Source organism: Erythrobacter sp. HI0063, assembly GCF_001635685.1.
Lineage (GTDB): Bacteria > Pseudomonadota > Alphaproteobacteria > Sphingomonadales > Sphingomonadaceae > Qipengyuania.
Map to the genome: position 1 here is coordinate 1 of NZ_LWFF01000354.1, position 2987 is coordinate 2987.

Below are 2987 nucleotides of genomic sequence, written 5' to 3' on the forward strand. Positions count from 1 at the left end.
CCCGGCAATTCCGAGCGTGAGCGTGACGAGGCGTAGCTGTGATTTGGTTGCGCGGCGCATAGTCCGGCGGCCCTCCCGTTTGCGAAAATTCGTAATGGAAACCCGTGTCGCCTTCCGATTGAACGCGGGCTTAAGCAGTAAGCGTTACAAGCGCTTGGCAATAAAGAAAATGCCCGGAACGCACGAAGCGCTCCGAGCACGATAGACCGAGTCCTGTCTGCGGCAGTCCGCACCCCGAAGGCGAGCGGACCGCGCGGATCGCTTATTCGCGATTGCCCATGAACTGCAGCAGGAACATGAACATGTTGATGAAGTCGAGATAGAGGCTCAGCGCGCCCATGATCACGGCCTTGCCGACGAAGTCGGTGCCGCGAAGATACTCGTATTCGCGCTTCAGGCGCTGCGTATCGTAGGCGGTGAGGCCTGCGAAGATCAGCACGCCGATGAAGCTGATGGCCAGCGCCAGGCCGCTCGACTGCAGGAAGATGTTGATGACCATCGCGATCAGCAGCCCGACGACGCCCATGATCAGGAAGGTGCCCATGCCGGACAAATCCTTCTTGGTGGTATAGCCGAACAGGCTGAGGCCCGCGAAGGCACCCGCCGTGGCGAAGAAGGTCGTCGCGATCGATTCGCCGGTGAAGCGCAGGAAGATCGTCGACAGCGAAAGACCCATCACGACCGCGAACGCCCAGAACAGCATTTGGAGCGTCCCGCGGCTCATCTTCTGGAGGCCGAAGCTCATCGCCATCACGAAGCCCAGCGGCGCCAGCGCAACGATCCACATTAGCGGCCCGCTCGCGAAATTCACCGCGAGGCCCGACTGATAGGTCAGCATGGCGACGATGCCGGTCAGCAGTACGCCGCTCGCCATGTAATTGTAGATCGAAAGCATGTGCGAGCGCAGGCCCGCATCGAATGTCTCGCGACGGGCAACGGCGTCGCCAGCGCGCGGAACCGAGCTGAAGCCCGTCTGCCGCCGTCCGGTGTCGTTCCAATCGGCCATGTGTCGTCTCTCTCCTAGATGCGATCCGTGCGCCCGATGCGCTCTATCGCGGATATCGACAATATCGGGGTTCCGGCCCCATATTTCAAGCGAAACCGGACCGTTTGGGCCGGGTCTTGGTTAACGCCTGACCTGGCCGAACGGGGGCCGGAGAAACACTGTGTTCACGCCTCCCCGGCGGCATCGACCAAGGCCGCCTGCAGCGCATCCGCAGGGCTCTTTCCGCCCCACAGCACGAACTGGAAGGCAGGGTAGAAACGGTCGCATTCCTCTACCGCAATTTCCACCAGCGCCTGCGCCTGGGCCAGGCTCAGCGTGCCTTCGTCCCCCAACATCGTCGCGTTCCGATACAGGAGAACGCCGCCATTCGACCAGATGTCGAAATGGCCGAGCCAAAGCTGTTCGTTGATCAGGCCGAGCAATTCGTAGGCTGCGACGAGCCTGTCTTTGGGTACGCGAATTTCGGGCAGGCAGAGGATCTGGAGCACGCAATCCTCTGCACGCCAGATGCCCTTCACCTGGTAATTCGACCAGCTGCCGCGCACTTCGCCCGTGACCTCGTGGGCGCGTGCGGCGCATGGCCAGCCCCGCGCTTCGAACAAAGCCGCCAGCATGTCGACCGGCGCCGCATCCTCGTCGTTCGCGAAACTTTCCAGCGCTCTCATCGGCCCGATCCCATCCTCGTCATGCAGGCTCAATGCCGAAGAGGCAGGGCGCTTGGCAATCGAGGCCATCGCCGCTGCTGGGGAGAAACCGCGACCGGCTGGAAAGGCCTGTGCAAACGCTGTGCACAAGCCCTGGAAAACATGCATTCAAAACTGCGCCTCGATCAGTCGAGCGGGTCGATCGCCTGGCCGGAATCGCTGGTGAAGGTGAAACTGTCGATGCCCATCGCCTTCAATTTGTTCATCACCTCGCGCGCGGCATCCTTGCTGGGATAGGGACCGGCCAGCAAGCGATTGGCTTCGACCCATTTGGTCACGAACGGCCCTTTCCCGTCGAGCAGCGAATCGGCCTTGCGCGCGATGCGGCGCCAGTCGAACTTCAGCGCATCGCGATCGCGCCCGGTGGCGATCTGGACGTAATGGCGCGAAGGATTGGCCGGAGGCTTCGGTTTCGCTTCCGGCTTGGGCGGCGGCGGTTCGGCGCGCTCGCGCGGCGGTTCGATGGTGGTGATGTCCACCGCATTGGCTGGCCGTGGCGCACTCACCGGCTGCGTTGCCGCGAAGGCGGCAAAAGCGTCCGCGACACTTTGCGACGGTTCGGGATCGGGTGCCGGAGCGGGTGTCGTCGGCGCAGCTGGGCCCATGTTCTCGGCATTGTCGGCAGGATTCAGCACTGCGACCTGAACGGGATTTTCCGCCGTGATCAGTTGGGTTGCACTCTCATCCGGATCGACTTGCGAAGGGTCGATACGGGCCACCTGGGTGGCCTCTTGGGATGCCGGCGCGCTGGCGGGCGGGAGTTCGAACTGAATTGCCGGAGCGTCCGATTGCGCGCTCGGCGCTGGAGAGGGTGCAGGGCTTGGCGGCGGCGCCGGAGCCGGAAGAGGCGCCGGAGCGGGAGCTGGCGCAGGAACGGGCGCCGGAGCAGGCGCGGAGCGAACCAGCGTGCGATCCATCGGATCGGACCCGGCGGCACGGCGCGCGGCGCGCTCCGCCTGGCGGCGCTGCTGCCGCGTCTGGCGCGCGGGAGCGGGGGTGGGGACTGGCGCAGCGGCAGGTGCGGCATTCGACCCCATCGGCGCGCCGCTGGGTGCCAGAGCCGCGCCGGCGCCGCGTGCGACGCGCGGATTGGCAGGAGCGTAGCTTGCTATGGCGGCATCGTCGCGCCCGATCTCGTTCGCCCGCGGGAAGGCGCCGAGATTGGCGGCTGCCGCCTGCTGTGCACGGGTCAGGCGCGGCATATAGCGCAGATAGGGCGCCATCCGCAGCGCCAGATCCGTCGGCATCAGCGCTTCGGCGATCCCCACAGCATCGTC

3 protein-coding genes are annotated in these 2987 nt (G+C 64.8%); all 3 read right to left on the reverse strand.

What is annotated here, in order from left to right:
• Positions 1-262: 262 nt before the first annotated feature.
• The gene (locus tag A3736_RS16400; RefSeq protein ID WP_067685132.1) at positions 263-1006 is read right to left on the reverse strand and encodes a Bax inhibitor-1/YccA family protein; all 744 of its coding nucleotides are present in this window, start codon (positions 1004-1006) and stop codon (positions 263-265) included.
• A gap of 164 nt (positions 1007-1170) precedes the next feature.
• Complete coding sequence (locus A3736_RS16405) at positions 1171-1671, reverse strand: YbjN domain-containing protein (protein WP_067685137.1); 501 nt, start codon at positions 1669-1671, stop codon at positions 1171-1173.
• A 164-nt stretch (positions 1672-1835) separates the two neighbouring features.
• Positions 1836-2987 (reverse strand): SPOR domain-containing protein (locus A3736_RS16410; RefSeq protein ID WP_156502185.1); only part of this gene is annotated, 1152 nt, incomplete at its 5' end.

Coding starts and splice junctions, on each gene's coding strand:
- A3736_RS16400 (WP_067685132.1), bottom strand. CDS start 1,006: ATGGCCGATTGGAACGACACCGGACGGCGGCAGACGGGCTTCAGCTCG.
- A3736_RS16405 (WP_067685137.1), bottom strand. CDS start 1,671: ATGAGAGCGCTGGAAAGTTTCGCGAACGACGAGGATGCGGCGCCGGTC.